General features: G+C 70.6%; 17 protein-coding genes and 4 pseudogenes. 20 read left to right on the top strand and 1 reads right to left on the bottom strand.

Annotated elements, in window-relative coordinates:
* The 5 genes and pseudogenes from OHA03_RS28640 to OHA03_RS28620 form a co-directional block, all read left to right on the top strand.
* Window positions 1-2,505 (top strand): Hsp70 family protein, encoded by a 2,505-nt coding sequence (locus tag OHA03_RS28640; protein WP_267006611.1) that lies wholly within the window; start codon window positions 1-3, stop codon window positions 2,503-2,505.
* 123 nt (window positions 2,506-2,628) lie between these two features.
* Window positions 2,629-4,407, top strand: a complete 1,779-nt coding sequence (locus OHA03_RS28635; protein WP_267006610.1) for a DUF4357 domain-containing protein — start codon at window positions 2,629-2,631, stop codon at window positions 4,405-4,407.
* Window positions 4,404-5,702 carry an McrC family protein gene (locus tag OHA03_RS28630; protein WP_267006609.1) on the top strand — a complete coding sequence of 433 codons (1,299 nt, stop codon included), beginning with the start codon at window positions 4,404-4,406 and terminating at the stop codon, window positions 5,700-5,702. Before OHA03_RS28635 ends, OHA03_RS28630 begins: the two co-directional genes overlap by 4 nt.
* A 63-nt stretch (window positions 5,703-5,765) precedes the next feature.
* A complete protein-coding gene (locus tag OHA03_RS28625; RefSeq protein ID WP_267006608.1) occupies window positions 5,766-7,910 on the top strand; it encodes a UvrD-helicase domain-containing protein in 2,145 nt (714 codons plus the stop codon).
* 145 nt (window positions 7,911-8,055) lie between these two features.
* Window positions 8,056-8,235, top strand: a pseudogene (locus OHA03_RS28620) (hypothetical protein); the annotation flags it as partial.
* 96 nt (window positions 8,236-8,331) lie between these two features.
* Here the strand turns inward: OHA03_RS28620 and OHA03_RS28615 are convergent.
* Window positions 8,332-9,078 carry a site-specific DNA-methyltransferase gene (locus OHA03_RS28615; protein ID WP_267006607.1) on the bottom strand — a complete coding sequence of 249 codons (747 nt, stop codon included), beginning with the start codon at window positions 9,076-9,078 and terminating at the stop codon, window positions 8,332-8,334.
* Window positions 9,079-9,657: 579 nt separating this feature from the next.
* Here OHA03_RS28615 and OHA03_RS28610 point away from each other — a divergent pair.
* The 15 genes and pseudogenes from OHA03_RS28610 to OHA03_RS48030 all read left to right on the top strand — a co-directional run bounded on the left by OHA03_RS28610 (window position 9,658) and on the right by OHA03_RS48030 (window position 25,029).
* Entirely contained in the window at window positions 9,658-10,803 is a 1,146-nt protein-coding gene (locus OHA03_RS28610) for a C40 family peptidase (RefSeq protein ID WP_267006606.1), read from the top strand.
* An 89-nt stretch (window positions 10,804-10,892) separates the two neighbouring features.
* Window positions 10,893-11,201 carry a DUF6112 family protein gene (locus tag OHA03_RS28605; RefSeq protein ID WP_267006605.1) on the top strand — a complete coding sequence of 103 codons (309 nt, stop codon included), beginning with the start codon at window positions 10,893-10,895 and terminating at the stop codon, window positions 11,199-11,201.
* Window positions 11,201-11,890 carry a hypothetical protein gene (locus OHA03_RS28600; RefSeq protein WP_267006604.1) on the top strand — a complete coding sequence of 230 codons (690 nt, stop codon included), beginning with the start codon at window positions 11,201-11,203 and terminating at the stop codon, window positions 11,888-11,890. The genes OHA03_RS28605 and OHA03_RS28600 overlap by 1 nt, the downstream gene beginning before the upstream one ends.
* 27 nt (window positions 11,891-11,917) lie before the next feature.
* Window positions 11,918-13,345: an ATP-binding protein gene (locus OHA03_RS28595; RefSeq protein WP_267006603.1), complete on the top strand. Its 1,428-nt coding sequence runs from the start codon at window positions 11,918-11,920 to the stop codon at window positions 13,343-13,345.
* Between the two features lie 149 nt (window positions 13,346-13,494).
* Window positions 13,495-14,967, top strand: coding sequence for an SCO6880 family protein (locus tag OHA03_RS28590; RefSeq protein ID WP_267006602.1), 1,473 nt, complete (start codon window positions 13,495-13,497; stop codon window positions 14,965-14,967).
* Window positions 14,968-15,001: 34 nt separating this feature from the next.
* Window positions 15,002-15,454 (top strand): DUF6238 family protein, encoded by a 453-nt coding sequence (locus tag OHA03_RS28585; protein WP_267006601.1) that lies wholly within the window; start codon window positions 15,002-15,004, stop codon window positions 15,452-15,454.
* Window positions 15,455-15,480: 26 nt separating this feature from the next.
* Window positions 15,481-16,986 carry an ATP-binding protein gene (locus tag OHA03_RS28580; RefSeq protein ID WP_267006600.1) on the top strand — a complete coding sequence of 502 codons (1,506 nt, stop codon included), beginning with the start codon at window positions 15,481-15,483 and terminating at the stop codon, window positions 16,984-16,986.
* A gap of 552 nt (window positions 16,987-17,538) precedes the next feature.
* A pseudogene (locus OHA03_RS28575) lies at window positions 17,539-18,096 on the top strand (hypothetical protein); the annotation flags it as partial.
* Window positions 18,097-18,722: 626 nt separating this feature from the next.
* Entirely contained in the window at window positions 18,723-19,490 is a 768-nt protein-coding gene (locus OHA03_RS28570; RefSeq protein ID WP_267006599.1) for a hypothetical protein, read from the top strand.
* Window positions 19,491-20,011: 521 nt separating this feature from the next.
* Window positions 20,012-21,800, top strand: a pseudogene (locus OHA03_RS28565) (type IV secretory system conjugative DNA transfer family protein).
* Window positions 21,797-22,027 (top strand): hypothetical protein, encoded by a 231-nt coding sequence (locus OHA03_RS28560; protein WP_267006598.1) that lies wholly within the window; start codon window positions 21,797-21,799, stop codon window positions 22,025-22,027. Before OHA03_RS28565 ends, OHA03_RS28560 begins: the two are co-directional and overlap by 4 nt.
* Window positions 22,024-23,199 (top strand): DnaB-like helicase N-terminal domain-containing protein, encoded by a 1,176-nt coding sequence (locus tag OHA03_RS28555; protein WP_267006597.1) that lies wholly within the window; start codon window positions 22,024-22,026, stop codon window positions 23,197-23,199. The genes OHA03_RS28560 and OHA03_RS28555 overlap by 4 nt, the downstream gene beginning before the upstream one ends.
* 44 nt (window positions 23,200-23,243) lie before the next feature.
* Entirely contained in the window at window positions 23,244-23,654 is a 411-nt protein-coding gene (locus tag OHA03_RS28550; RefSeq protein ID WP_267006596.1) for a hypothetical protein, read from the top strand.
* Window positions 23,655-23,828: 174 nt separating this feature from the next.
* Window positions 23,829-24,011 (top strand): annotated as a pseudogene (locus OHA03_RS48035) (DNA cytosine methyltransferase); the annotation flags it as partial.
* A gap of 115 nt (window positions 24,012-24,126) precedes the next feature.
* The gene (locus OHA03_RS48030) at window positions 24,127-25,029 is read left to right on the top strand and encodes a DNA cytosine methyltransferase (RefSeq protein ID WP_354006167.1); all 903 of its coding nucleotides are present in this window, start codon (window positions 24,127-24,129) and stop codon (window positions 25,027-25,029) included.
* Window positions 25,030-25,078: the final 49 nt, after the last annotated feature.

Here is a 25,078-nt window from a genome sequence, read left to right as displayed (position 1 = left end):
ATGCCGTACCGCACGCTCGGTATCGACCTCGGCACCACCAACTCCGTCACCGCCTGGCTGCACGGCGGTGTCCCGACCGTGCTGCCCAACAGGCACGGTGAACTGTCGACCCCCTCCGCCGTCGGCGCCGACGCCCACGGCACGCTCCTCGTCGGCCGCGAAGCGCTCAACTCGCGCGGCCAGTTGCCCGGTTCCGTGAACACGGAGGTGAAGCGCCTGATCGGGCGCCGCTGGGACGAGGAGGAGGTGCAGGCGTTGATCAGGAAGCGGCCCGTCGACGCGCCGCCCGTCCGTGCGGGCGCCGACGGCTCCGTCGAGATCCGGCTTGGCGAGCACTACCTCACGCCCGTGCAGGTCTCCGCGATCCTGCTGCGTCGCCTGAAGCGGGACGCGGAGAGTGCGGCCGGAGAGCCGTTCCCGCGTGCGGTGATCACTGTACCGGCGTATTTCTCGGAGCCGCAGATCGCGGCGGTGCGGGAGGCAGGGCGGCTGGCCGGCTTCGTAGTCACCCGGGTCCTGCCCGAGCCGACGGCGGCCGCCCACGCCTTCGGCGTGCAGCGGGACATCTCGCCGGACAATCCCGTCTGCATGGCACTGGTCTACGACCTCGGCGGCGGAACCTTCGATGTGTCCCTGCTGACCACGGGCCCCGGCTATCTCGACGTCGTACGTCTCGGCGGGGACAAGTCGCTTGGTGGCTCGGACTTCGACACCGTCCTCGACCGGCATCTGAGCACCCGGCTGGGGGACCGCGACCACTCCGCGCCCGGCGACGCGTCCCGCATCCGGGCCGCTGCCGAGCGGACGAAGGTCGAGCTGTCCTCCGTCTCCGACGCGGAGGTCGTCCTCGCCCCGCTCGGCCACAACGGCGGCTCGTGGTCCGGGCAGGTGAAACGCGCCGACCTCGAGGAGCTCATCGCCTCAGACATCGACCGGACTCTCGCGATCGTCGATGACGTCCTCCGGGAAGCATCCGCCCTGCCCGAGGATATCGACCGAGTGCTCCTCGTCGGAGGCTCCACCCACATCCCGCTCGTCCACCGGCTCCTCGCCGGGAAGTTCGGCCCGGAGAAGGTTTCCGGCGACATCGACCCGACGCTTGCGGTCGCACTCGGCGCCGCCGTCGAAAGCGGGCTCCTCAGCCACCTCAGCTGCCCCTCCGAGCGCTGCCTGAAGACCGAGATCCCACTGAGCGAGACCTCCTGCCCCGACTGCTCCGCGCCGCTGCTCGGAGGGCCGACGGTGGATTGCCCCCGCTGCCACGTCCCCGCGGCGGAAGGGACCGCGGCGTGCCCGGTCTGCGCCCACGACCTCTCCGGACTGCGCGCCGAGGCCCCCGTCGCGGCCCGGGCCGTGTGCCCGCACTGCGATTGCCGCCAGAACTCCACCTCGGCAACCGTGTGCCAGGACTGCGACGAGCCGCTGGACGTGGGCGGTCTCAAATGTCCCGAGTGTGCGATGGTCAACGCCACCGGCCTCACGGCATGTTCCGCCTGCGGGACCAGCTTCAACACGGACCTGCCCGAGCAGGTGACGGCCCAGGCACTGGGGCTGGCACTCACGGACGGCACCGTCGCGGTCCTCTTCCCGGCCGCGACGAGATACCCGACCCCGTGGCGGAGCATCGAGACGCTGCAGGTCAGGCCGGACGGCGCCGCCGAGGTGACCTTCCGTGTCGTCGAAGGACCACACCTGAGGTCCGCCGAGCGCAACGAGTTCTGCGGACAGTTCACCCACCGGATCGACGACGGTGTCCAAGGCGCTGCCGAACTCGCCCTGCGGGTGAGGCTGGACGACGACCGGACCATCCACCTCGCCTACCGGCTCTCGGGCGGCGAGGAGCGAGGGGCCAGACTCCGACGGACGCCTATCGCCGACAAGCTCGGCCGCGAGGCCGCCGGACTCCTCACCGAGATCCGCACCCACATGGCGACGTTCCCGGACGAGCTCAAGCCCGCCGAGCGCGCCGCGTTCGACCAGGCCTTGGAGCAGTTGTCCGCCATCGGCCGCGGCGAGCCCATCGGACAGTCTCTCGACGGCTTCGTAGAGCACGTCCGGGACACCTTCGAGACCTGCCGGGAGGCCCGCAGCGCGGCGGCCACCGCGTATATCGGCGCCCGTAAAGGCAACGGCCTCCTGCCGCATCGGCTCATTGACGAACTGGCCGACGCGCGGAGCGCCGTCCACTCTGCACGCGAGCGCATGGATCTTCCCGCGATGCGAACTGCGTCGGATACCGTCTTCCGGCTGTGGCGCGGCATCGACGCGGCCGTCCGGACGTCCATCCTGACCATCTACGACGCGGAGCTCGACCGCTTCCCGGAGACTGTCCGACAGGACATCCTCGCCGCCCGGGACGATCTGCACGCCGCCGCGGAACGGGGCGATCACCGCGCCCAGGACGCCCTTCACGTCCGCCTCAACGAGCTCAGCCGTCGGACCGGGGCGCCCACCGGGACGCCGGTCTCGCGGGCCACGGGGCCAACGCTTCCCGAGCGGCGGTAGTCAGCCGACCGCGACAGCTGGCGTCGGCTGTCGCGGTCGACCCTAACCGTCACCAAAACTTCCATTGACACCGTCAACATGTAAAGTCACTTGCGCCGCTCTGCCACACGGAAGGCCGCCCACATGCCGCTCCCCGACAGCCCCGAGTTCCATCTCAATCTGCCCGGCGGAACCGGCGTCGCCACCGGGCGGCTGCTGACCGCCATCGGGAACAACGGGTCGTACATGTTCCGGCTGGACAAGGGCTCTGCGGTGTCGGCCGAGCAGTGGCCCCGCGTCGGCGACTACGCACGTCGTCTACGCGCGGAGTTGCGGGCGGACGGAACGCTCGTCGACTCAGCACAGTTGCCGGGGAAGTGGGAGGCCGCCGCGGACGTGGACTGCAACTCGCCGTCGTCCGCGGCGGCGGTCGTACTCGGGTACAGCGCCAGCGGACCATCCGCCTGGCGTACCGCCGACGGGCACCCCCTCACCGACTTCCTTCCCCTCAGCTGGCGCGCCCCGCACAAGTCGTGGCTGGTCCGCGGTTCCAATGTCTCCGGGCGGGACCTGGTGCGGCGGCTGTGGCTGCCCGAGGGTTTCGTATCGCTGTCCGGCGCTCAACTGCCACCGCTCGACGAGCCGGACCCGACCAAAAGCGCGCTGCGGCGCTACGTCCAGGAAGGGTACGAGGGCACGGCGTCGTACCACCAAAAGCGGGGGCTCGTCGACGAAGTGCACGCGCTTCTGACGCAGATGCGCGTCGGAGACACCGTGGCGACGCTCTCGGACGGGATACTTTACCTGGGCGAGATCACCGGGGACGCGGTGCAGACCGACTCGCCCGGCGGCTTGTCCAATCTGCGCCGCACCGTGACGTGGCAGCAGACCGGGCACGCCTACGAGGATCTCCCCGAAGAACTGCAGCAACGGCTGTCCATACAGCACGACGTCGTCGACCTGACGAACGTCGCCGACGCGCTCGCCCAACTCGGCGCCCCTGTCCCGATAACCGACGGCGAGCCAGACGACCTGCCGGCCGAGACCGCACCGCGCGAGCTGACCCTCCCGCCCGTCACCCCCGGCCTCGCCGACGACCTGCTCGTGCACGATCCCGCCTGGCTGGAGGAGTTCCGCGAACTGCTGTGGGACGAGCAGCAGCTGGTGCTCTACGGCCCGCCCGGCACCGGCAAGACCTACCTGGCAATGAAGCTCGCCGAGCACTTCGGCGGCGGCCCCGAGCAGGTCAAACTCGTGCAGTTCCACCCTTCCTACGCCTACGAGGACTTCTTCGAGGGCTTCCGCCCAGAGGCGGACCCCGACAGCGGTGAAGTGGCGTTCCGGCTGAAGGCCGGACCGCTGCGCGAGCTCGCCGACCTCGCCTCCCGCGAGGGCAACCGGCACATCCCGCACTTCCTGATCATCGACGAGATCAACCGCGCCAACCTCGCCAAGGTCTTCGGCGAGCTGTACTTCCTGCTGGAATACCGCAAAAGGTCTGTACGCCTCACCTACTCCGGCGACGACTTCACCCTGCCGCCCAACCTGTTCGTCATCGGCACGATGAACACCGCGGACCGGTCGATCGCCCTGGTCGACGGGGCCATGCGCCGCCGGTTCGCCTTCGTCGAACTGTCCCCGCGCACAGAGCCCACCCTCGGCCTGCTGGCCCGGTGGCTGAGCCGGCAGGACAGAGACCAGGAACCCTCGCGGCTCCTCGACGCCCTCAACGAGCGCATCGGAGACGCGGACTTCGCCATCGGCCCGTCGTACCTGATGAAGCCCGGCGTCTACCGCGACGGCGGGCTGGAGCGCACCTGGCGGACGAAGATCCTGCCGCTGCTTGAGGAGCACCACTACGGCGAGGGCATCAACGTCGAGGACCGCTACGGCCTCGCCGAACTGCGGAAGTCCCTTCCATGACAGAGGCCCCTCGCATGAGGGCGGACGCCTCCCTGGCACCCGAGATCAGCCTGCGCGAATACGCCCCCGCCGTCTCCGTCCCCCTCGACCTGGCCACCGGGCAGGCGCTGGCCACCTCCGGCGTTCTGGACAGCGCCACCCCGGACCCGCACCGGCCGGGGCACTGGCTGCTGCGGGCCGGCAGCAAGGTGGGGGCCGTGCGCGTCCCGGTGGCCGGGCGGCCGGGCCCGGGGACGACCCTGCGCATCGCCCCCAAGACCCCCGTACGCCGCCTCTTCTTCCTCCTCGGCTTCAGCCTCGACCCCGGGCGCGCCTGGCGCCACGGCGGCCGCGACTCCACCGTCGACACCGGTGCCCACGACGACGTCGTCCCCGCACTCGCGCACGCCGTCGAGCGGCAGATCGACACGGCGCTGCGCCAGGGCATCCTGCAGGGATACCGACACGTCGAGGAGTCGGCGCTGGTGGTGCGGGGGCGCATCCGGGAGGCCGAGCAGATCCGGCGACACTTCGGCCGCACCCCGCCCATCGAGATCGCCTACGACGCCTACACCCCAGACACGGCCGAGAACCGCATCCTGCGTGGCGCCGTCGAGGCCCTGCTGCGTCTGCCCGGCGTTCCCGGCCCCGCTCGCCGCCGTCTCGCACACCAGCGGCTGCGGCTCGCGGACGCGGCGCCGCTGGTGCGGGGGCAGGGACTGCCCGCCTGGACGCCGTCCCGGCTCAACGTCCGCTACCAGCCTGCGCTCCGCCTCGCCGAAGCCGTCCTGCGGGGCACCTCGCCCGAGCACCGCCCCGGCGAACTCCCCTTGACCGGCTTTCTGTTCGACATGAACGAGCTCTTCGAGGACTTCGTGACCTGCGCGCTGCGGGAGGCGGTGCGCGAGCACGGCCTGACCGCTCAGCTGCAGGATCCGCGCCACCTGGATACAGCCGGCCTCGTCCGGATGCGCCCCGACCTCGTTGTCTACGCGATCGGCGGGCGTACCCCAGTGGCCGTCGTCGACGCGAAGTACAAGACGGAGAAGACACGCGGCGGCTACCCCAACGCGGACCTCTACCAGATGCTCGCCTACTGCACCGTCCTCGGCCTCGACGACGGTCACCTCATCTACGCGGCCGGGGGCACCGACGGCCGCGTCCACGAGGTGAATGCACGCGCGGGGCATCCCAGAGTGCGGCTGCACCAGCACGCACTCGACCTGGACCGCGATCCGGACGCGCTCCTCGGCACATTCCGCAACCTCGCCGCCGCTCTGGCCGCCCGGCTGACCGGGACGCACGACCACACCTGACAGCGCACCGCACGCGCACCGCGGACGCGTCTCACATCCATCACCACACCGGGAGGGGAACCCATGCCGCAGCTCGCTTTCGCCCAGAGCTTCTGGGACGGCTACGAAAAAGTCGAGAAGCCCGTCAGAGCGGGCGTGAAGAAGGCGATGGCCAAGTTCCAGGAACTGACCATCGCCGAACTCCACGCCGACAAGGGCCTGCACCTGGAGTCAGTCGAGAACGCCCGGGACCCGCGCATGCGCACCATCCGCATCAACGACTTCTGGCGCGGCGTCGTCCTCGCCCCCGACGACGACAGCCAAGTCTTCCTGCTGGTCAACGTCCTTCCCCACGACGACACCTACGGCTGGGCCGCCAAACGGCTGTACTCGACGAACTCGGCCACGCGCGGACTTGAGGTCCGCGACGCCGTCGCCATCGACCAGCTCACCCCGCTCTACGAGCACGCCGCCCACACCGCTGAACAGCTACTCTTCGCGAAGGTGTCGGACGGGACGCTGCGCGAACTCGGCATCGACGACCAAGTGCTGCGCGCCGTGCGCTCAATCGCCGACAAGGCGCAGCTGGAGGCCTTCGCCACGCTGCTCCCCGAGGACCAGCTCGAGGTACTCCAGTACCTCGCCGAAGGCTTCAGCCCGGAAGAGGTCTACCGCGACGTGGTCACCGTGCGCCGTCCGGCCGACGCGCCCGCCGAGCCCGTCGAGGACCTGGCCACCGTCATCGCCAACACCCCCGCCCGCATCCGTCTGGTCACCGGCCCGGACGAGCTCCAGGAGGCGCTGGACAAGCCGTTCGCCGCCTGGCGCGTCTTCCTCCACCCGTCCCAGCGCCGGGTCGCCTACCGCACCTCCTACGGCGGCCCGGTCCAGGTCACCGGCGGCCCGGGCACCGGCAAGACCGTCGCCGCCCTGCACCGGGTCAAGCACCTCCTCGGCCGCGAAGATGACAGCCGTATCCTCCTCACCACCTACACCAACGCCCTCGCCGCCGGGTTGCGCAACAGCCTGGAGCTGCTGCTCGACGGCGACGACAAGCTGCTCGGACGCGTCGACGTCACCACCGTCGACGCGTTCGCAAGCGGTATCGTGCGCGACCACGACGCGCGGGCGCCTCACCCGGTCGGGGACCGCGAGCAGCGCCAACTCTGGGCGAAAGCGGTGCGTCACCTGGAGCTGCCGTTCACCGAGCAGTTCCTGGCACAGGAGTACCGGCACGTCATCCTGGGCCAGGACTTGCGCGACCGGGCCGCCTACCTCGCCGCTACCCGCCGGGGCCGGGGCACCGCCATCGGCCCGACCCGCCGCGAGCTGGTCTGGAACGCCGTCGAACTCTTCGAGCGGCTGCTGCGGGAGCGCGGCGAGACGACTCACCTGGGCGTCTGCGCCCGCGCCGCCGACCTGCTCGTCAAGCACGGTCCGACCCACCAGCACGTCGTCGTCGACGAGGCGCAGGACCTGCACCCCGCCCAGTGGCGGGCGTTGCGGACGGCGGTCTCCCCCGGGCCGGACGACCTGTTTCTCACCGGCGACCCGCACCAGCGGATCTACGACTCCCGAGTCAGCCTCGGCTCGCTCGGCATCGCAACCACGGGCCGCAGCTTCCGCCTGCGCGTCAACTACCGCTCGACGGAGGAGATCCTCGCCTGGTCGGCCCACCTGCTCGCCTCGGTCTCCGTCGAGGCTCTGGCAGGCGAGGGCAGCGACAGCCTCGCCGGCTACCGCTCGCTCCTGCACGGCAACCGCCCCGAAGCGCGCGGCTACACGAGCCAGCAGGACGAGGTCAAGGCGCTGGTGGAACGGGTCCAGGAGTGGATCGATGGCGGGCTCTCCCCGTCCGAGATCGGCGTCTGCGCCCGCTTCAACCTCATGCTCGACAAGGCGGAGGAGCAGCTGCGGGCGGCCGGCATCCCGCTGGTGCGGGTCAAGGGTCAGGTCCGGGCAGATCAAGAGGGTGTGCGCCTGTCGACCATGCACGCCATGAAGGGCCTGGAGTTCCGCGCGGTCGCCGTCCTCGGTGTCACTGCAAGTGCCCTGCCCTTCGCCCGCGAAATCACCCCCGCCGACGCCGACCCCCTCCAGCACGAGGCCGACCTCTTGCGCGAACGCTGCCTCCTCTTCGTCGCCTGCACCAGGGCACGCGAGGCACTGCGGGTGACGTGGAGCGGGGAGCCGAGCCCGTTCGTGGCCGACAGCCGCCATGCTGGCTGACCAGGCACGACGGCCCACGAGCGGGGCGCCGCGACACCCCAACGCGCCCGGCTCGCGGGGCCGCATCTGCCCGCCTTCGCACCGGGGAGCCCAACGTACAATCGCAGGACTCCGGGGCCACCCTGTCCGATCCTGTCGCCCATTTGTCGATGTGCTGGTCAGAGGCTGAGTCGACCCGGACACCGTCGAACTGGAGGAGGGCTTCTCCCGCGACATGCGCGGCATCGGCCGCCTGGGGACCGGCGACCTGGAGGTGCGGATCGCCTCGGCGGCCGGCCTCGAAAAGGCGGGAGCGCTGATCCGGCGGACGTTCGAGGCAACCTGACGCAAGAGGAAGAGCAGCTGGTGCATCGGTTTCTCGATGCTCCAGCCGCCCTTTTGCGTCTGCGGTCCGTCGGCCCCGGCCTGGTCGCTCTCATGGTCACACCTCCGGTCCGGCCAGGTCGAAGTCGTCCTGGGTCAGCTCCGCTCGGAGCCTTCGTTCGGCGACATCGGCGTAGTGCGATGACAGCTCGACTCCCACGAACCGTCGGCCCTCGCGCAGGGCGGCAACCCCAGTGGAGCCGCTGCCGGTGAACGGGTCGAGCACGGTTCCGCCTTCGGGGCAGATCTGCACGAGCTGCTGCATGATCTCGATCGGCTTCTGGGTGATGTGCACCCGGTCCTTGCGGGGCTGGGAGGCGATGAAGTGGCCGGGCAGGTACAGGTCCTGGTCCTTCGCCAGGCTGCCCTTGACGCCCCAGGTGACGAACTCGGCCGACTGCTTGAATCCGCCCTTGCGGGGCCGGCTGGCGGGCTTGATCCAGGGGATCGTGCCGCTCCAGGTCCAGCCCGCCATCTGCAGGGCGTCGCTGGTGGTCGGCTCCTGGCGCCAGTCGGAGAAGACCATGGCGACGGAGTGCTCGGTCGCGGCCCGGTACGCCTCGGTGAGCAGGGCGGTCAGCCAGCTCCGGTACGAGCGCTGGTCGCGGTTCTCTCCAGGGAAGTTCTGCAGGTCGTGCGCGGATCCGCTGGTGACGTACTTGGCGCGGGCGGTGCGGCCGGTGCGGTCCGAGCTGGTGCGTCCACCGGAGTTGTACGGCGGGTCGGTGATGACGGCGTTGACGCTCTCGTCCGGGAGGGTCTTCAGCACGGTGAGGGCGTCGCCTCGGTGCAGCGTGTAGCTCATGTGCAGGGCCTCTTTCAGGGCACGACGGGACTGGGCCCACTCCGGACGGCGCTCAACAGCGGCTGTTCGGAACGGGGTTGCGCCGGACGTTAGCCGCGTTTTCCGGCCGCACCTAATGAGCCCGTGTCGTACTCCGGGTCCGGTTCGACGGCCGTTTGGTGCGGCCGGAATCCCGGTCTACTGTCTCGCCGTGTCACCGAGACGGAGCCCGGCTCCACCCCCGCTGACCTGTGCTGATCCGCGTTTCCGCGTCCAAGAGTCCGGCCCGGCAGGCACGTTGACCCACCGTTCCCGAAGCCCGCGAGGAGGACCGGTGTACCGCCTGAGATTACGAGCGCGGCTGGCTGCCGCGCCTGACCTGCGACCGACATCCGGGAGCTACCAACTCCCCTAACCCCGGCCCGCCCTGAGAAGCGGATTCACATCAGCGTGGTGCCGGCGGCTTTGCACGAGAAGTCGGCACCGCGCCTCCTACGAACCACGAGGAGCCGCTGCGATGCAGCACGCCCTGATACGCCCACGCCCTGACCCAGCCCCGTTGCCCGGCCGGGCTGTCCGCCCCGGCAAACGGAGGCGGCGATGAAGAAGACCACCGGAGCCGTCGTCGGTTTCTTCGCCTCAGGTCCGCTGCTGCTGGCCGTCCCGATCCTCGCCATCGGGGCCGGGAGTGCTTCGGCCTCCTGCTCGACCGGCGGTACACAGGCTGTTGATGCCTCGGCCGTTGCCGCTCAGGTGACGGCGATCCTGGAGGGCGGCGGCAAGGGGACGGTCTCCGTGCCGGGCCTGGACGGCCCGGCCGAGCAAGTGCCCAACGCCAAGACCATCCAGGCCACCGGCGTCGCGATGAACATCCCGGCCCGGGGGCAGATAGTGGCTCTGTCGACCGCCCTGCAAGAGAGCGGCCTGCGGAACCTGACCTATGGCGACCGTGACTCGCTGGGTTTGTTCCAGCAGCGCCCGTCGCAGGGCTGGGGCACCGCGAACGAGATCCTCGACCCGGTGCACTCCTCGACGAAGTTCTACGAGGCGCTGGAGAAGGTCTCGGGCTGGCAGTCCCTTTCTGTCACCCAGGCCGCCCAGGCGGTGCAGAGGTCTGGCTTCCCGGAGGCGTACGCCAAGTGGGAGCCCCTGGCCACTGCCTTGCAGCAGGCCATCGAGCCCCTGCTGTCGAAGACCAGCGGTGCGTCGCCGAGCCCTTCGCCGTCCGGCTCGGCCGGCACCGGCAGCCCTTCGCCCAGTACTGCGGACGGTTGTGCGACCGGCGGGGACGGAACCGGCTTCGGATCCATCCCGCCCGGTGCGGTGCCCGCCGGATACAAGATCCCGGCCGGCTTTCCACCGAAGGTTCAGACGGCGATCCGCTGGGCACTCGGCCAGCTCGACACGCCGTATCAGTGGGGCGGGACCTGTACCGACTCATATGGTTCCGACCCCATGGGCCGGTGTGACTGCTCCTCACTGATGCAGCAGTCGTACAAGGCCGCCGGGGTCACCCTGACACGGACGACGTACACGCAGGTCAAGGACGGCAAGGCGATATCGGCCGACGCGCTCCGGCCGGGTGACCTTGTTTTCACCGAGGGGACGGCCGAAGTCCCTGAACACGTCGGCATGTTCATCGGCCAGGGCCTGATCATCCACGCCCCGCATACCGGTGACGTAGTGCGCATCGCGCCCCTCAAGTCCTGGAAATCGCAGGTCCTCGCGGCCCGCCGAGTCGTCTGACCGGCGCTTCCCACTTCCCCCCCTCTTTCTTGTCCCGCCGCTCCGCCCTCTCGGGCTTTGGCGTGCACTGAATCGAACTGGAGTTCCCAATGTTTCTCGCCGACGCGGTCGTTCAGCTCGCCTACGATCCCGGCATCACGCCGAATGGGGGCGGGCTGCCGGGCCTCGCCGTCCTCAAGCAGGTGATGGGCTCCATCAACCTCTTCGGGATCATCGCCGCAGTCGGCGCGCTCGCCGTCAGCGCGGGCGTGTGGGCCTGGGGCCACCACTCCGGCGGCCACCAGGCCGAGGCCAACGGCAAGAAGGGCGTGCTGGTCAGCGCCGGCGCGGCCCTCCTGCTGGGTGCCGCGAACGGCGTGGTCGCGTTCTTCAGCACGCTGGGGACGCAGGTCCACTGATGTCTCCCCGCTCCACGATCCCCGGCGGCGCATCCCGCGTGCGCCGCCGGGCGCTGCTCGGCACCGCCGTCCTGGTGGTGCTCGTCGCCCTCGCTGGCCTGGCCGCCTATCTCACCCGCGATGGTAGGACCCCTTCCAAGGAACCTGTGCCGCGTGCGGGTTCGGCCGCCCCTTCCTTCCCTGCCCCTTTGCCCTCCGGGTCGCCCTCGCCGAGTACGCGCCCCAGCGCCCTCCCGGCTCCCGCGAACACCCACGACCCGATCGCGTTCGGGAAGGCAGCCGCTGCGGCGCTGTGGTCCTATGACACCCGTGCGTACTCCCAGGCAGAGCTGCTGACTGCCCTGCACGGGTGGCTGACCACTGAGACCAAGTACGCCGACCCCGCTTCGGTCGACACGGTAGTTCCCTCGCCCGTGCTGTGGAAGGAACTGGCCGCCAACGGCCAGTTCGCCACCGCCATCGTGAACGAGGGGCACTTCCCGGATTCGTTCACCCAGGCCCTTCAGGCGAGTCCCGGGACGATCACGCAGGCGTACATCTACGCCGTGACCGTCTCCGGTAAGCAGTCGATCGCCTGGAACAGCTCACCCACCGGCGGCGCGGAGAACCGCGTCACCACCCTCGCGGTCCAGTGCCGCCCCTCCCATCCCTGCGCCTTGGCCGGCGTCATGCCGTCCGTCGCGCCCTGACCCCCAATCCAGAAGGGAGGTATTGCCATGGGAGTCTGCGACTTTCCGTTGATGGACAAGGTGTGCGGTGCTGTTGACTTCGCTACTAACCCCGCCGGGGCCGTCACCGACGGCATCGGGGCATGGATCGCGAAGTCGGCGGGCGAACTGGCCGCCAGCGCGGCGGATCTCGCCGCGAAGGCCGTCAACGCGACCACCGCCATCGATCTCAACGCCGGATGGTTCCGGGACAACTACGAACTGCTGCTGCCCATCGGGCTCGCACTGACCGTCGGCACGTTCTGTATCCAGTTGATGTCCGCGGCCTGGCGCCGGGACGAACGCGCCCTGGCCCAAGCCGCGATCGGCACCATGACCGGCGTCCTGTTCAGCTTCTGCGCCATCGCCTTCACCTCCGTCGCCATCACCGTGGTCGACGCCTTGTCCGACGGTCTCTTCCAGGCAGCCAACAGCTCAGTCGACGACGCGATCCGCCGTGCGGTAAAGGTCAACCAACTGGGGGCGATGTACGGCCTCGGCTGGGGAGTCCCAGCCCTGGTCGCCCTCGGATGCGCGATCGGCGCGTTCCTGTACTGGGGCGTGATGGTCGCCCGCAAGGTCGGCGTCCTGATCATGGTCGCCCTCGCCGTCTTCGCCGGCGCCGGCGGCGGCTGGGAGGTCGCCAAGCGATGGCGGCGCGGTTGGATCGAGGCCACCGCCACCCTCGTCGTGTCGAAACTGCTGATGACCGTGGTCTTCCTGATCGGTGTCTCGGCGATGGGCAAGTCCGACGCCACGGACGGAATGGCCGCCCTGTCCGATGCGATGGCAGGCATCGTCGTGATGGTTCTGGTCCTGCTGTGCCCGTACGCCACCTACAAGTTCATCCACTGGGCGAGCGACGGCGGTGGCCACGACGACGTGCACCGCGCCGGCGTCGCCGGCATGGCAGTCGCCGCAGGGGCCGCGAAGACCGCGGGCAGCCTGGCGATGCAGGCCGGCACCGGCACCCCTGCTCCACAGGGTCCGAGCCAGGTCCCCGGCGCAGGCACCGACGGTGTCGCCTCCGGAATCAACCCCTCCGGCGGCAACCTCAGCAAGGAAGGGATCGACGCCGGACCGCCCAAGGCGCAGACCAGCTTCCGGTACGGCGAAGACCCGAACGCCTCCGGCGACAAGGGCCGCGCCCTGATCCGGCACCCCGGCATCCCGTCGCTCATCACCCGGCCCAGCGAAGGCGAAACAGGGGACCCCGAAGGGAGTGCCCCGGGTGCCTCCAGCGGTGCTGGTCAGCTCGCCGGCGCGTCCGTTCCGGGCAACATGACCCGCGTCGATGGCGCGCCGCCGGCCGGCCCCGCACCCGGGGGAACGAGCAGCCCTGCCGCACCGCCGCCGCCTTCCACGGGGCCGTCGGCAACCGGTTCGCCGACGCCGACGAGCTGGGCGTACCCCAACCAGCCGCCTTCGGGGTCCTGACCAACCACAGCCGGGGGGCGGGCTGCATCCCACGGCCCGCCCCCCGTACCCCGTACCACCATCGATCACCAGAAACGGAGCCCTGCCATGACCTCCAGAAGAGCGCCGCGCCCCTCGCCCTCCACCCGCTCCCACCGTCTGGAACCACCATGTCCGCCAAGCCCCAAGCCGAAGCCACCACCGCCACCGTGAAATTCCCGCACCGCAGCAGGCGCGGCATCCTGCTCGGCCTGACCGCCCCGCAACTGATCGCCGTGAGCCTCACCGGCCTGCTCCTCCTCGCCGCCATCCTCAGCCGTGGCGTGGTCGGCGCTCTCGAACTCATCCCGCTGTGGGCCGCCGTCGCCCTGCTCGTCTTCGTCCGCCACCAAGGCCGGGCCCTCGCCGACTGGGCTCCGGTCGTCGCCCGCTACGCGCTCCGCCGTGCGCGGGGCCAGCTGGTCTGGCTCGCCCGGCCTTCCCGCCGCCCGGTCCTCGAAGGACTCCTCCACCTGCCCGGCACCGCCGCCAGCCTGCGCGTGGTCACCGCCCCCGACCGCCGGTACGGTGCGGTCCACAACCCCCACACCGGCACCCTGACCGCCATCGTCAAGGTCTCCTCCCACGCCTACGCGCTGCTCGACCCGGGCACCCAGAACGCCACCGTCAACGGCTGGGGACGCGCGCTTGCCGCGCTGGCCCGCACCGGGCAGGTCGCCCGCGTCCAGGTGATCGAACGCACCGTCCCGGACTCCGGCGACACTCTTCGCCGGTACTGGGAGGAGCACGGCCGACCCGACGCCCCGGTAGCCGGCGCGATCTACGGCGAGCTGCTCCAAAGCGCAGGACCGGCTGCCGCTCCGCACGAGGCGTACGTCGCCATCTCGCTGGACGCCAGGGCCGCGCGACGCCTGATCAACCAGGCCGGAGGCGGTCTGACCGGGGCCTTCAGCGTCCTGGCGCAGCTGACCTCGACCTTCGACCAGGCCGCGCGCACCGCCGGGCTCAACCCCACTGGCTGGCTCACCGCCCGCGAGATCGCGGCCGTCGTGCGAACCGCCTACGACCCCCATGCCCTCGCCGCGCTGGACCGCTGGTCTTCATCGGGGCGTCCGGAGGCCGAGCCCGCCGCTGCCGGCCCGGTCGTGGTCGTCGAGAAGTCGGACCACATCGCGACCGACTCGGCCGTCCACTCCACGTACTGGGTGGAGAACTGGCCCCGTACCGAAACGTCGGCGGGCTTTCTGCACCAACTCCTATTCACGGCCGGTGTGCGGCGGACCCTGTCGCTGTCGTACGAGCCGAAGGGCCTGGACGCCGCCCTGCGCGACGTCCAGCGCAAGAAGGCCACCGTGATCGCCGACGCCGCCGAGCGAGCCCGGCGCGGCCAGGTCGACTCCGAGGCGGACTCGATCGAGTACCAGGACATCAAGTCCCGTGAGCGCCAGCTCATCGCGGGCCACGCGGATGTCGCCCTGACCGGCCTGCTGACCGTCTCGGCCGACTCCGAGGAGGAGCTTCGTTCCGCCTGCGCGGTCGTGGAGACCGCGGCCGTCGGCGCCCAGCTCGACCTCCGGCCGCTCACCTGGCAGCAGGCCGAAGCGTTCACCGCCGCAGCCATGCCGCTCGGCCTCACCGTCTGATGCCGGCCTTCCCTCCGTCGGAAAGAGCACCTCCATGTCCCGCACCGCCAGCCCGACCGCGCAGGACTTCGTGCCCTTCGCCACCGCCGCGCTCGACTTCCACCGCGCGCTCAACATCCCCAGTGGCCCGCTCGTCACCACCCGCGCCGAGCTGGACGTCCTGCACTGCCACCTCGTCTCGCTGCACGGCCTGCTCGACGCCCACGCCGCCCGCACCGGACAGCTCGTCCCGATCGAAGGCGACCAGCTCCGCGCCGCCCGTACACGAATCTGGCAGGCCGCCGACTACGTCCACGCCGCCTACCACGCGGCACCTCAGCCGGACTCCGGCGAGGTACCCGAACGCGAGGCGTGCCAGGCCGGCCTGCCCGAAGGGGCACCTGAGCTGACCATCTGCCAGCGCCACCAGCGAACCGCGCACCTCGTACGCCGCCGCACCACCCCCGCCGACCTGCACGCACCGTTCACCGGCCTCATCCGCCACTGACCCTCCTCCCGTCTGGAGAAACATTCATGCCGCGCACCCGCGCCAGCGCCTCCCACCTGTTCGTCCCCCGCAAGGCATCACGCGCCGAGCAGCGAGCCGCCCGCACCGGTTTCGCCGAGGCCCGCCGCCAAGCCCGCCTCGCCGGGGCCCCGCCCAAGCGCCGCGACGAGGAGACCCTCGACCCGGAGCTGCGGCCGACCTACCCGCCGTCCGGACGCCCCGGCTCCTCCTCGGCACGCGGCGGCAAGCTCGGCCTGCCTGCCCACCGGATGACCACCGCCACCGTCAGCGGCGCCTATCCCTTCCTGGCGGAAGGCGGACTGGGCGCGGAGGGCATCTTCATCGGCCGCGATGTCCACGCGGAGGCCGCGTTCTGTTACGACCCGTTCTCGCTGTACGGCAGCGGCCGGATCGAGGGCTTCACCAATCCCAACGCGGTCCTGGCCGGGATCATCGGCATGGGCAAGTCCGCGCTGGCCAAGTCGATAGCCACCCGGGCAATCGCTCACGGCTACCGGGTCTACGTTCCCTGCGACCCCAAGGGGGAGTGGACGGCTGTCGCACAGGCCCTCGGTGGCTACAGCATCGCCCTGGGACCGGGGCTCCCGGGCAGGCTGAACCCCCTGGACGCTCCGGCCCGGCCCGCCTCGGTAAGCGAGAGCGACTGGTCGACCGAGGTCCGCAAACGCCGCCTCCTGCTCCTGGCCAGCCTCGCTCGAACCGTACTGAAGCGCGATCTCCAGCCGATGGAACACACGGCCCTTGACCTCGCGCTGGACCTGGTCGTCACGGAAGCCGAGGCCGGCGGCACCGTGCCGCTGCTCGGCGAGATCGCGCACACCCTCGGCTCACCCGAGCGCCTCGACCGAGCCCTCTGCGACCAGGCCGGACACATGGGGCCCGCCGCGCAAGATCTCGCGCATGCCCTGCGACGCCTGGTGCACGGCGACCTGAGCGGCATGTTCGACGCGCCCTCGACCGTGGCCTTCGACCCGACCACCCCGATGCTGTCCATCGACCTCTCCCGCCTCGGTGGCTCCGGCGACGACACCGCGTTGGTCCTGGCCATGACCTGTGCTTCGGCGTGGATGGAGAGCGCGCTCGCCGACCCGGACGGCGGCCGACGCTGGGTCATCTACGACGAGGCATGGCGGGTGATGCGGCACGTCGGCCTGCTGGAGCGCATGCAGTCTCAGTGGAAGCTCTCCCGCGGGCTCGGTATCGCCAACCTCATGGTCATCCACCGCCTCAGCGACCTGCTCAGCGCAGGCGACGCCGGCTCGCGCGGCCGGGTGCTGGCCGAGGGCCTCCTGGCCGACTGCTCCACCCGCATCATCTACCGCCAGGAGCCCGACCAGCTCGCCGCCGCCGCTTCGCTGCTCGGCCTGACCGGCGTCGAGACCCAGGCCGTATCCGCTCTGACCAAGGGCCGGGGCCTGTGGAAAGTCGCAGGTCGGAGCTTCATAACCCAGCACCTCCTGCACCCGGTCGAGCGCGAGCTGTTCGATACCGACGCCCGCATGTCGACATAGCTCAACTAGCGCCTCTTTGGTCATGTTTGTGTCATTTCATCAACCGTACGCCAGCAGACTTCCGAACCCGCAGGGGAGACCCTGCTCCGGCCTTCAGCCCGGCGCCGCCGCAGCCCGACTCGAGGAGTCGCCGAACTGTTCCACGGGGCAATCGCGGAGGACTTCGGCGCAGTGGCCCGGCTGCACCAGACGCTCGTCACCCGCCTCGGAGCGGCGCCGCACCCACGGAGCCCGAGGGATTGCCTCCGAGCTGGACACCCTCGCCGATCGCTCGAGCGACCTCAGCGAAGAGCTGCATCTCGTGGGGGAGAACGTCGGCCACAAGACCGCTCCCGCTCGCATCGAGCGGCAGCAGCAGCCCCTGTCCCCCATCCCAGTCCGGGTCACATCTGTCGGCTGGCAAAGCGACGCTCCCGCTCCCTCCCACCACCCACACTCCATTCGCTGCCGCGTTCGCGGTATGCACTGGCACAGGAACGAGGACCGCACGTGCCCACTTCTTCCGGCTCCCCCGCTTCCCAAGCGAGTTGGCCACCGGCGACCGCCGATCACCTGGCGTGGCGGCTGCACGTCCCGGCGCTGGCATCCGCCGCCGCCGGCATCAGGCAGGCGTCCGATGCCTGGGACGCGGTCTCGGACTCCTTCTGCGACCACGACGGCTGGCCCATCGACGAGAAGGGCTATGCGGACGGCAAAGTGAAACGCGACGCCGAAGCGTGGAAACACGTCGAGGTCTTCCTCGCCCACGGCCCCGAGGTGCTGGCCGGCGTCCGCGCCACCGCGAGCGGTACCGACTACGTCGAGGGACCGATCAGCGAGGACCTCCGGCGGCTGCGCGGAATCGACACCACCCTGGAACGAGCAGGCCAGATCCGGCATGAGTGGGACCAGGTCATGGCGCTCATGGACGCCTCGCTCCCCGGCTCACGGGAGATCTACGCGAGCCATGCGCAGGAGATCCGCAACTCCGCAAGCTGGCACTATGCGGACGAGTTGTCCTTCCAGGGCCCGGCACTTGCTCGAGCTGCCGATCACTTGGCCAACCGGGCGGATTCCGATCAACCCTCGCAAGCCGAACGCGCTCAGGCGGCTCTCGCTCGATCCGCCTCCGGCGGCAAACCCTTCCCCCAGCAAGCCTCGGCCGGCGCCTCGGAACGGGAGCACGGGTACGGCCACCTCACCATCCCCCTCCGACAGCGCGGCCTGGAGTGCACCGTCGAGTACGGCCTCAGCGACTACATCGTCCACACCGTGCTCCCCGACGGCAGCTTGCTGATCATCTCGCCACCCCAGGAACCGTCAACCGACCACCCACCCGGATACCCCGAGAGCTGGCTGGTCACCCGCGGGCATCCTGACGACTCCACAGTCCACGAAGTGATCTACAACTCGGAGCCTGACGGCCCCCCACGCCCGGCACGGCGGCAGTGTCCCGAGTCTGCTCGCCGCCATCGACACGCGTCTGGATCAGCTCGGCGTGCCTCCACGGCCGGCCTCTGCCTCGCCGCGAGTGAGTGCTGCTCTCGCGCTCTCGCCGACCGCCCAGCGCACGGCCCCAGCGCAACTGTCAGAGGTTTCGGCCGCAAGCCCCGCGCTGCCGTCCACCCGTCCCTCGTCCCTACCCGGCCGCTGACCGCGTCCCACCTCGGAGTGCGCCATGTCCCGCACCAGCAGAACCATCCCGGCCCTCGACTGCCCCTGCCCCTGCCCCCGAGCTTGCACCGGATGGATCAGCCATGCCCACCCACTACGATTCGCTTCCCGACGTCGCGATCGGCAGCCACCCCGACTACGGCATCGTCGCTGCGAACCCGAAACAACTGGCCGCCACCACATGGATGTTGGAGGGCTTTGGCTTTCGTCCCGTCCCGGACCAGCCGACGCTGTACGCACTGGCCGATCAGCAGCGTGACGGACAGGGCCGCGTCTCCCGGGCCGTCGCGCTGCTGCGCAGGGCTGGCTACCAGGTCGACGTGGACGCCGCGTTCGACCCCTCACTGGCCTCCGGCGCGACTCCCGCCCGTGACCGGCCTTCGCGCATAGATCCCGAGGTCGCGTTCGCCGAGCATCCGCAGCTCGGCATCGTCGCAGCCACCAGTGACCACTCCTCCGCGCTCGGCGGCCGACTCATCCTGGAGGAACACGGCTGGCGCCATAACCCGGCCCTGGACATCTACACGCTGCCCATCACCATCGACCGCGGCGAAGCCCTGGGGAGGGTCTCCAACGCCACGCTGTCGATGCACCGATCCGATCTCCAGGTCGCCGTGCAGCCCCTCCTCGCCCAGGACGTAGCAGCGCGCCGTCCCCCTGCACACGCGACGACCGCGCGCCACGAGCGCAGTCAGGGCTTCACCACCCAATTCCCCATCAGCGCCGCCGCGCTCGTCGCCAGCCCAGCCCGCGCCGGCCTCCCGGACAAGGCGCCGGATGCCGCGCCCGCTGCCCCCGCTCCTGCGGCCCGGCCGATCGACCCCCGAATCGCGTTCTCCCTCAACCGCTGACCCAACCTCCGGCACAGGCATCGAGCCGATGCCGGTCCGGCAGCCAGCGGACCCGACATCGTCGCCACCGTCATCCGCAAGGACAGTCGCTGGGCCCTGCTGCAGAACGATAAGTATTTCGCCCGCGTAACCTGCGCGAACTTCGCTGACGACCACGGCCTCGACGCCCCGGGGTGACCTGCGGCATCTACCAGCGTTCACCGGCCGGGCCAAATTGCGGATGTTGCGAATCCTCTATCCCCGACAGGTCCGACGCCCCGGGCTCGTGTTCGCCGTTCCACTTCGGGGTAGACGCCGTGATCGTTCTCCTGCGCCGCGCAAGCAACGCCGCCGCCCGACGCGCGATGTCTCCGGCAAGTTCCGCAGAGGTGCCGGCGAGCACCTCGCCGCGCCGTGCCCCCGCAGCCGATAGCCCCGGCCACCCGTCCCCGCCTCGAAAAGGAGCTGCCGCGATGACCAGCAGAAGAGCGCCGCGTGCCCCGCCCCCCATCACTCGCCCGCGCTCACCCCCAGGACCCACCATGCCCGCACCGCGTACCAGCGCGCCCTCGACCACCACCGGGTCGGACGCGCTCTTCTACCTCCTCTTCGGCCTACTCGGCATCGCGCTCGCCTTCGGCTCGCTGGCCTGGCTGACCGGCAATCTCACCAACTCCCTCTTCGGCAGCGGACCTTGGTCTCCGTTCAGGGCCACCGACGCACTGCTCCACCCCGAGGCGCTGTGGCCGAACCTGAGCCCCACGGCACTGCTCGTCAGCGCACGGATCATCCCCGGCCTGCTGTCCGTCTGCCTCACCATCCTCGGCCTGGTGCTGCGGATGCGGCTGCGCGAAGGCCCGAAGAACAGCCTCGCCCGGAAGGCCGACCTCGCCCCGCTGCTGGACAAACAGATCACCGCCAAGGCCAGGAGCCTGCGGCCGTCCCTGAGCGGCCGGGAGTGCAAAAGAGGTCGCCCCTGCTGACCGCGGCATCCTGCTCGGCACCCTCTCCCCCGGGCGGGCCCATGTCCGCGCGTCCTGGGAGGACGTGATCGTCGCGATCATGGCTCCGCGAAGCGGCAAGACCTCCGGACTCGCGATCCCCGCGATTCTCGCGGCCCCCGGCCCGGTCCTACTCACCAGCAACAAGGCCGCGAACGACGCCTTCACCGCGACGGTGGACGCTCGCGCCGAGGTCGGCACGATCTGGACCCTCGACCCCCAGCAGATCGCCCACCACCCGCGCGAAATGTGGTGGGACATCCTGGCCGACGCCCGCGACCTGGCCGGGGCGAAACGTCTTGCCGGACACTTCGTCGCCGCCAGCGTGGACGAGTCGAACGGCTCCGACTTCTGGTCCACCGCCGCGAGCAACACGCTCGGCGCGCTGCTTCTCGCTGCCGCCAGCCACCGGCGGCCGATCACCGACGTCCTGGCCTGGCTCGCCTCCCCCGCCGACCGCACTCCCGTCGACCTGCTCACCGACGTCGGCCACGACGCGGTCGCCGCCCAGCTCCAGGGCACCGTCTCCGGAGCCACCGAAACACGCGACGGCATCTATGAGACGGCGCGCCAGTACGCGAGCTGCCTGCTCGACCCGGACGTCGCCGCCTGGGTCACCCCCGCCAAGGACCTCCCCGAGTTCAAGCCCTTCGCGTTCGCCACATCCCGCGACACCCTGTACCTCCTCAGCAAGGACGGCGGCGGTAGCGCGTCCGCGATCATCGCAGCGGCGGCCGACGCCGTGATGCGCGCGGCCGTGGTCGTCGCAGAACGTTCCGGCGGACGGCTCGACCCGCCCGCACTCTGCGTCCTCGACGAAGCCGCGAACGTCTGCAAAATCTCGGACCTCCCGGATTTGTACAGCCACTTGGGCAGCCGGGGCGTCATCCCGATGACGATCCTGCAGTCCTACCGGCAGGGCCAGCGGTGCTGGGGCGAGGCCGGAATGGACGCCCTCTGGTCCGCCGCCACCGTCAAGATCATCGGATCAGGCATCGATGACGCCGACTTCGCCGACCGCCTCAGCAGGCAGGTCGGTGACCACGACGTCCAGACCACCTCGGTATCGACCAGCGACAGCAGCAAGTCCACCTCGGTGAGCATGCGCACCGAGCGGATCCTGCCGCCCGATGCGATCCGCGCCCTCCCCAAGGGCAAGGCACTGCTCCTGGCCACCGGCATCCGGGTCGCCATGCTCGACCTCCGACCCTGGTACAAGGAGCCCTCGGCCAAGGTGGTCGGCCCGGCCTCCGCCCGCGCGACGAAGGCCATCACCGAACGGGCCATCGCGAAGACCCACGGCCGCGACGACTTCGGGCTGTCGGCATGAGCGCGCCCACGCCGCGTCCCGGCCGGCTCGTACGCTCGCCGGTCGTTCTGCGCGACGGCCAATGGTGGTTGGTCAGCGGGGCCGGCTCGATACTCGCCACCGACCCCACGTTCACCAGCACGCTGGACGGCTTCGCCCAGTCGATGGCCGCTGCCGACCAGGCGGTCGCCGACCTCCATGCCCGGGAGAGCGAACCTCCCGCTTCCGATGCAAGGGGGCAGCGATGAACCCGCTGCTGCATGCCGAGCAGGCGTTGATCGGCTCCGTGCTGCTCGACCCGGGGCAGCTCTCGCACCTTGGCTGGCTCGCGCCGGATCACTTCGACCGACCGGTCCACCAGGCGCTGTTCGCGGCGTTGCGCAAGCTCCGAGCCGACGGCCACCCCGCGTTGACCGCGAAGGTCGTACCGCTGTCGTGGGTGACCGATGCGGTCGACGAGGCCGGCCTCCACGTACGGGGGCTGACCGCGGTCTATGCCCACGCTTTGATCCAGTCCTGCCCGCGTCCCGCGCATGCCCCGGTGTACGGCCGCATGGTGCTGGAGGGGGCGATCCATCGCAGCATCACTCAGCACGCGATCCGCTTTCACCAAGCGGCTCGCGCCGACGCCCTGCAGGGCCAGGTGGAGGGCGCCCTGCACTACTCGGACGTTCTGACGGGGGTGCTCGGCGATCTCGCACAGCGGTGGGGAACCGAGCCGCGCCCGGTCGCGCCTGCCGCCCCTCTGGCCATCGCCTCCGCCGATCCGCCGCTGGTCCAGGCAGGCCGGGTCGCCGAGGACGAGCGGTTCCTTCTGGCCGTCCTCGCTGAACGGCCGAGGGCCATGGACGAGGTGGTGGGCTGGCTGCGGCCGGGTGACTTCGCCGACCCGGCCCACGGACAGCTCTACCGCTGCCTCGGCGCGCTGCATCACCGAGGCGAGCCCATCGATCGGATCACCTTGCTCTGGGAAGCCCAGCGGCGCGGGTTTTTGGCCGACGGCTCCGTGTCCGGCGACCAGCTCACCGCCATCTGCGACGGCGTGGGTTCCGGCAGCGCCGAATGGCTCGGCGAGCAGGTCATGCGTTCTTCGGTCACCCGCACCGCAGCCACCTCCGCGCGTGTCATCCGGACCCTGGCGGAGAACGAGGCCCTGGCCCCAGGGCACCTCATCAAACACGCCCTGCACGCCCTCGGCTCACTCGACGACGTGCGCACCCGCTGGCAGACCGCGAACGACCACCCCGCTCCGTCTCCGCCGACCGCTGCGCCTGCGCCTCCGCTGAACGGGCCACCCCCTACGCGGGTGCACGCCGCCCTCGCCCGCAGCGCGCCGCGCCCAGTCTCGCCACCTTCAGCCCGCCCCGGCTCTGCGCCCACCCCGGCCGCCGCGCGACCACCCTCACGCGGCCACAGCTGAAGCCTCCCCCAGCCCGCCGCTCGTCCTCTCCATTGGAAGTCACCATGAACAGCACCCCCAGCTCTGACATCCGTGCCATGCGTGCCACGGCCTCAGCCTTCGACGCCCAGCGCGGCAAGCTCCCGGTACCCGGGGGCCACCACCGCTCGCCCGACATCGTCGCCGTCGCCAGGCAGGTCTCCGAACTCGGCGAGCTGATCACCGACCTGGGCAACGAGGTCCTCTTCCGTGCCGCCGCACAGGACCACGAGGTCCACACTGCCAGGGTCATCACCAGCTTCGCCTCCGCTGTGCGACCCGTCGGCGAGGCGGCATCCGCCCTCGGGGCGGTGACTCACCAGCTCTCCTTCCTGGAACAGACCGAGCACCTCCGCGATCAGTCCGATGCCCGGGATGCTCGGGAGGTCGCGGTGCGGGTAATGGACGACGCGCCGGTGCGGCGGACACGGCCCTAAGCGAAGCGGCCGACTCCCTTCACACCGCATCGGCGACGGTGTCGCCTCCGTCCGTGCGGCTCCGGGCCGCCCGCAGCCGGTCCGCGACCACAACTCCCGCTGCCCGGCCTATGCCTCCCGCTGGCGCCCCGGCAGCAGCGGCTTCCCCGGGCCGGATCGTGCGGAGCCGGTGACGTGCAGACCACCATCGCGCGGCAGCCGCTGATCGGCTCGCTCTGCTCGGGGTACGGCGGACTGGACCTAGGGGTGCAGTCCGCCCTCGGCGGCACGCTGGCCTGGCACGCAGAGGTCAATCCGGACGCCTCGCGCATCCTGGCCCGGCACTGGCCCGGGGTGCCCAACCTCGGCGACATCACGACCGTCGACTGGTCCAACGTCCCCCGGGTGTGCGTCCTGACGGCGGGCTTCCCCTGTCAAAGACGTCTCGGTCGCCGGCCGACGGGCCGGACTCAACTCCCAGACCCGCTCCGGACTGTGGCTGCACGTCGCCCGTGCAGTCGAGGCCCTCCGACCCTGCCTGGTTGTGATCGAGAATGTGCGCGGCCTCCTCACCTCACGCGCCGGTACCCCTGGCGATGTGGAATTCTGCCCGTGGTGTCTGGGAGACACCCCAGGCCAGCCTCCTCTGCGGGCACTCGGTGCCGTACTCGGATCCCTGGCCGACCTCCGGTACGACGCGAAGTGGCTCGTGCTTCGCGCCTCCGACATCGGCGCCCCTCACCGCCGCGAGCGGACCTTCCTCGCCGCCTGGCCCGCCGAAAACCCTGCTCAAGACGCCGACCAGCAACATCGGCAGGAACGGCGGCTCGCAGCACCCCGCCAAGAGGAAGAGCGGGGGCCACGGCCCGAACCTCGCCGACGAGGTGGAATGGCTCCTTCTCCCGACCCCGAAGTCGTCGGACGGAACCAAGGGCTCCCCCAACCAACGTCACGGCAACGGGGACATGACCCTGCCGAGTGCGGCGGTGTCGCTGCTGCCTCCACCACGGGTCGGCGACACGGGCGCCCCGGGCCGCCGACCGGGCAGGGGATGGTGTCCTCCCTTGTCAGCCGTGGTCCTGCCGCTCTGGACGGAACCGGCTCAGGAAGCCGGGGAGCGGACCGGCGATGGGGTGCATACACGGCAGCAATCTCCCGATGGGAGATGCTCACCCGTCCCGCACCGCCGCCCACCGATGCGGCCGGACGGCTCCGTGCCGACTTCGTGGAGTGGATGCAGGGCCTCGATGACGGTTGGGTCACCGCCACTCCGGGGCTCGGACGGCCGGCTCAGCTCACCGCGCTCGGCAACGGCGTCGTTCCTCAACAGGCCACCTGGGCAGTGCAGTTGTTGACTCCGCCCTTTCCTCGTTGCCCTCGCTGCACGGCGGCGTAGCGCCTCGCTACCGGGATTTCCCGGCCGGACCAAATCGCGCTTCCTCCGG

This window comes from Streptomyces sp. NBC_00154 (assembly GCF_026342835.1).
Lineage (GTDB): Bacteria > Actinomycetota > Actinomycetes > Streptomycetales > Streptomycetaceae > Streptomyces.
Note: the sequence above shows the minus strand (reverse complement) of the source record. Positions and strands in the feature narration are given on the sequence as shown.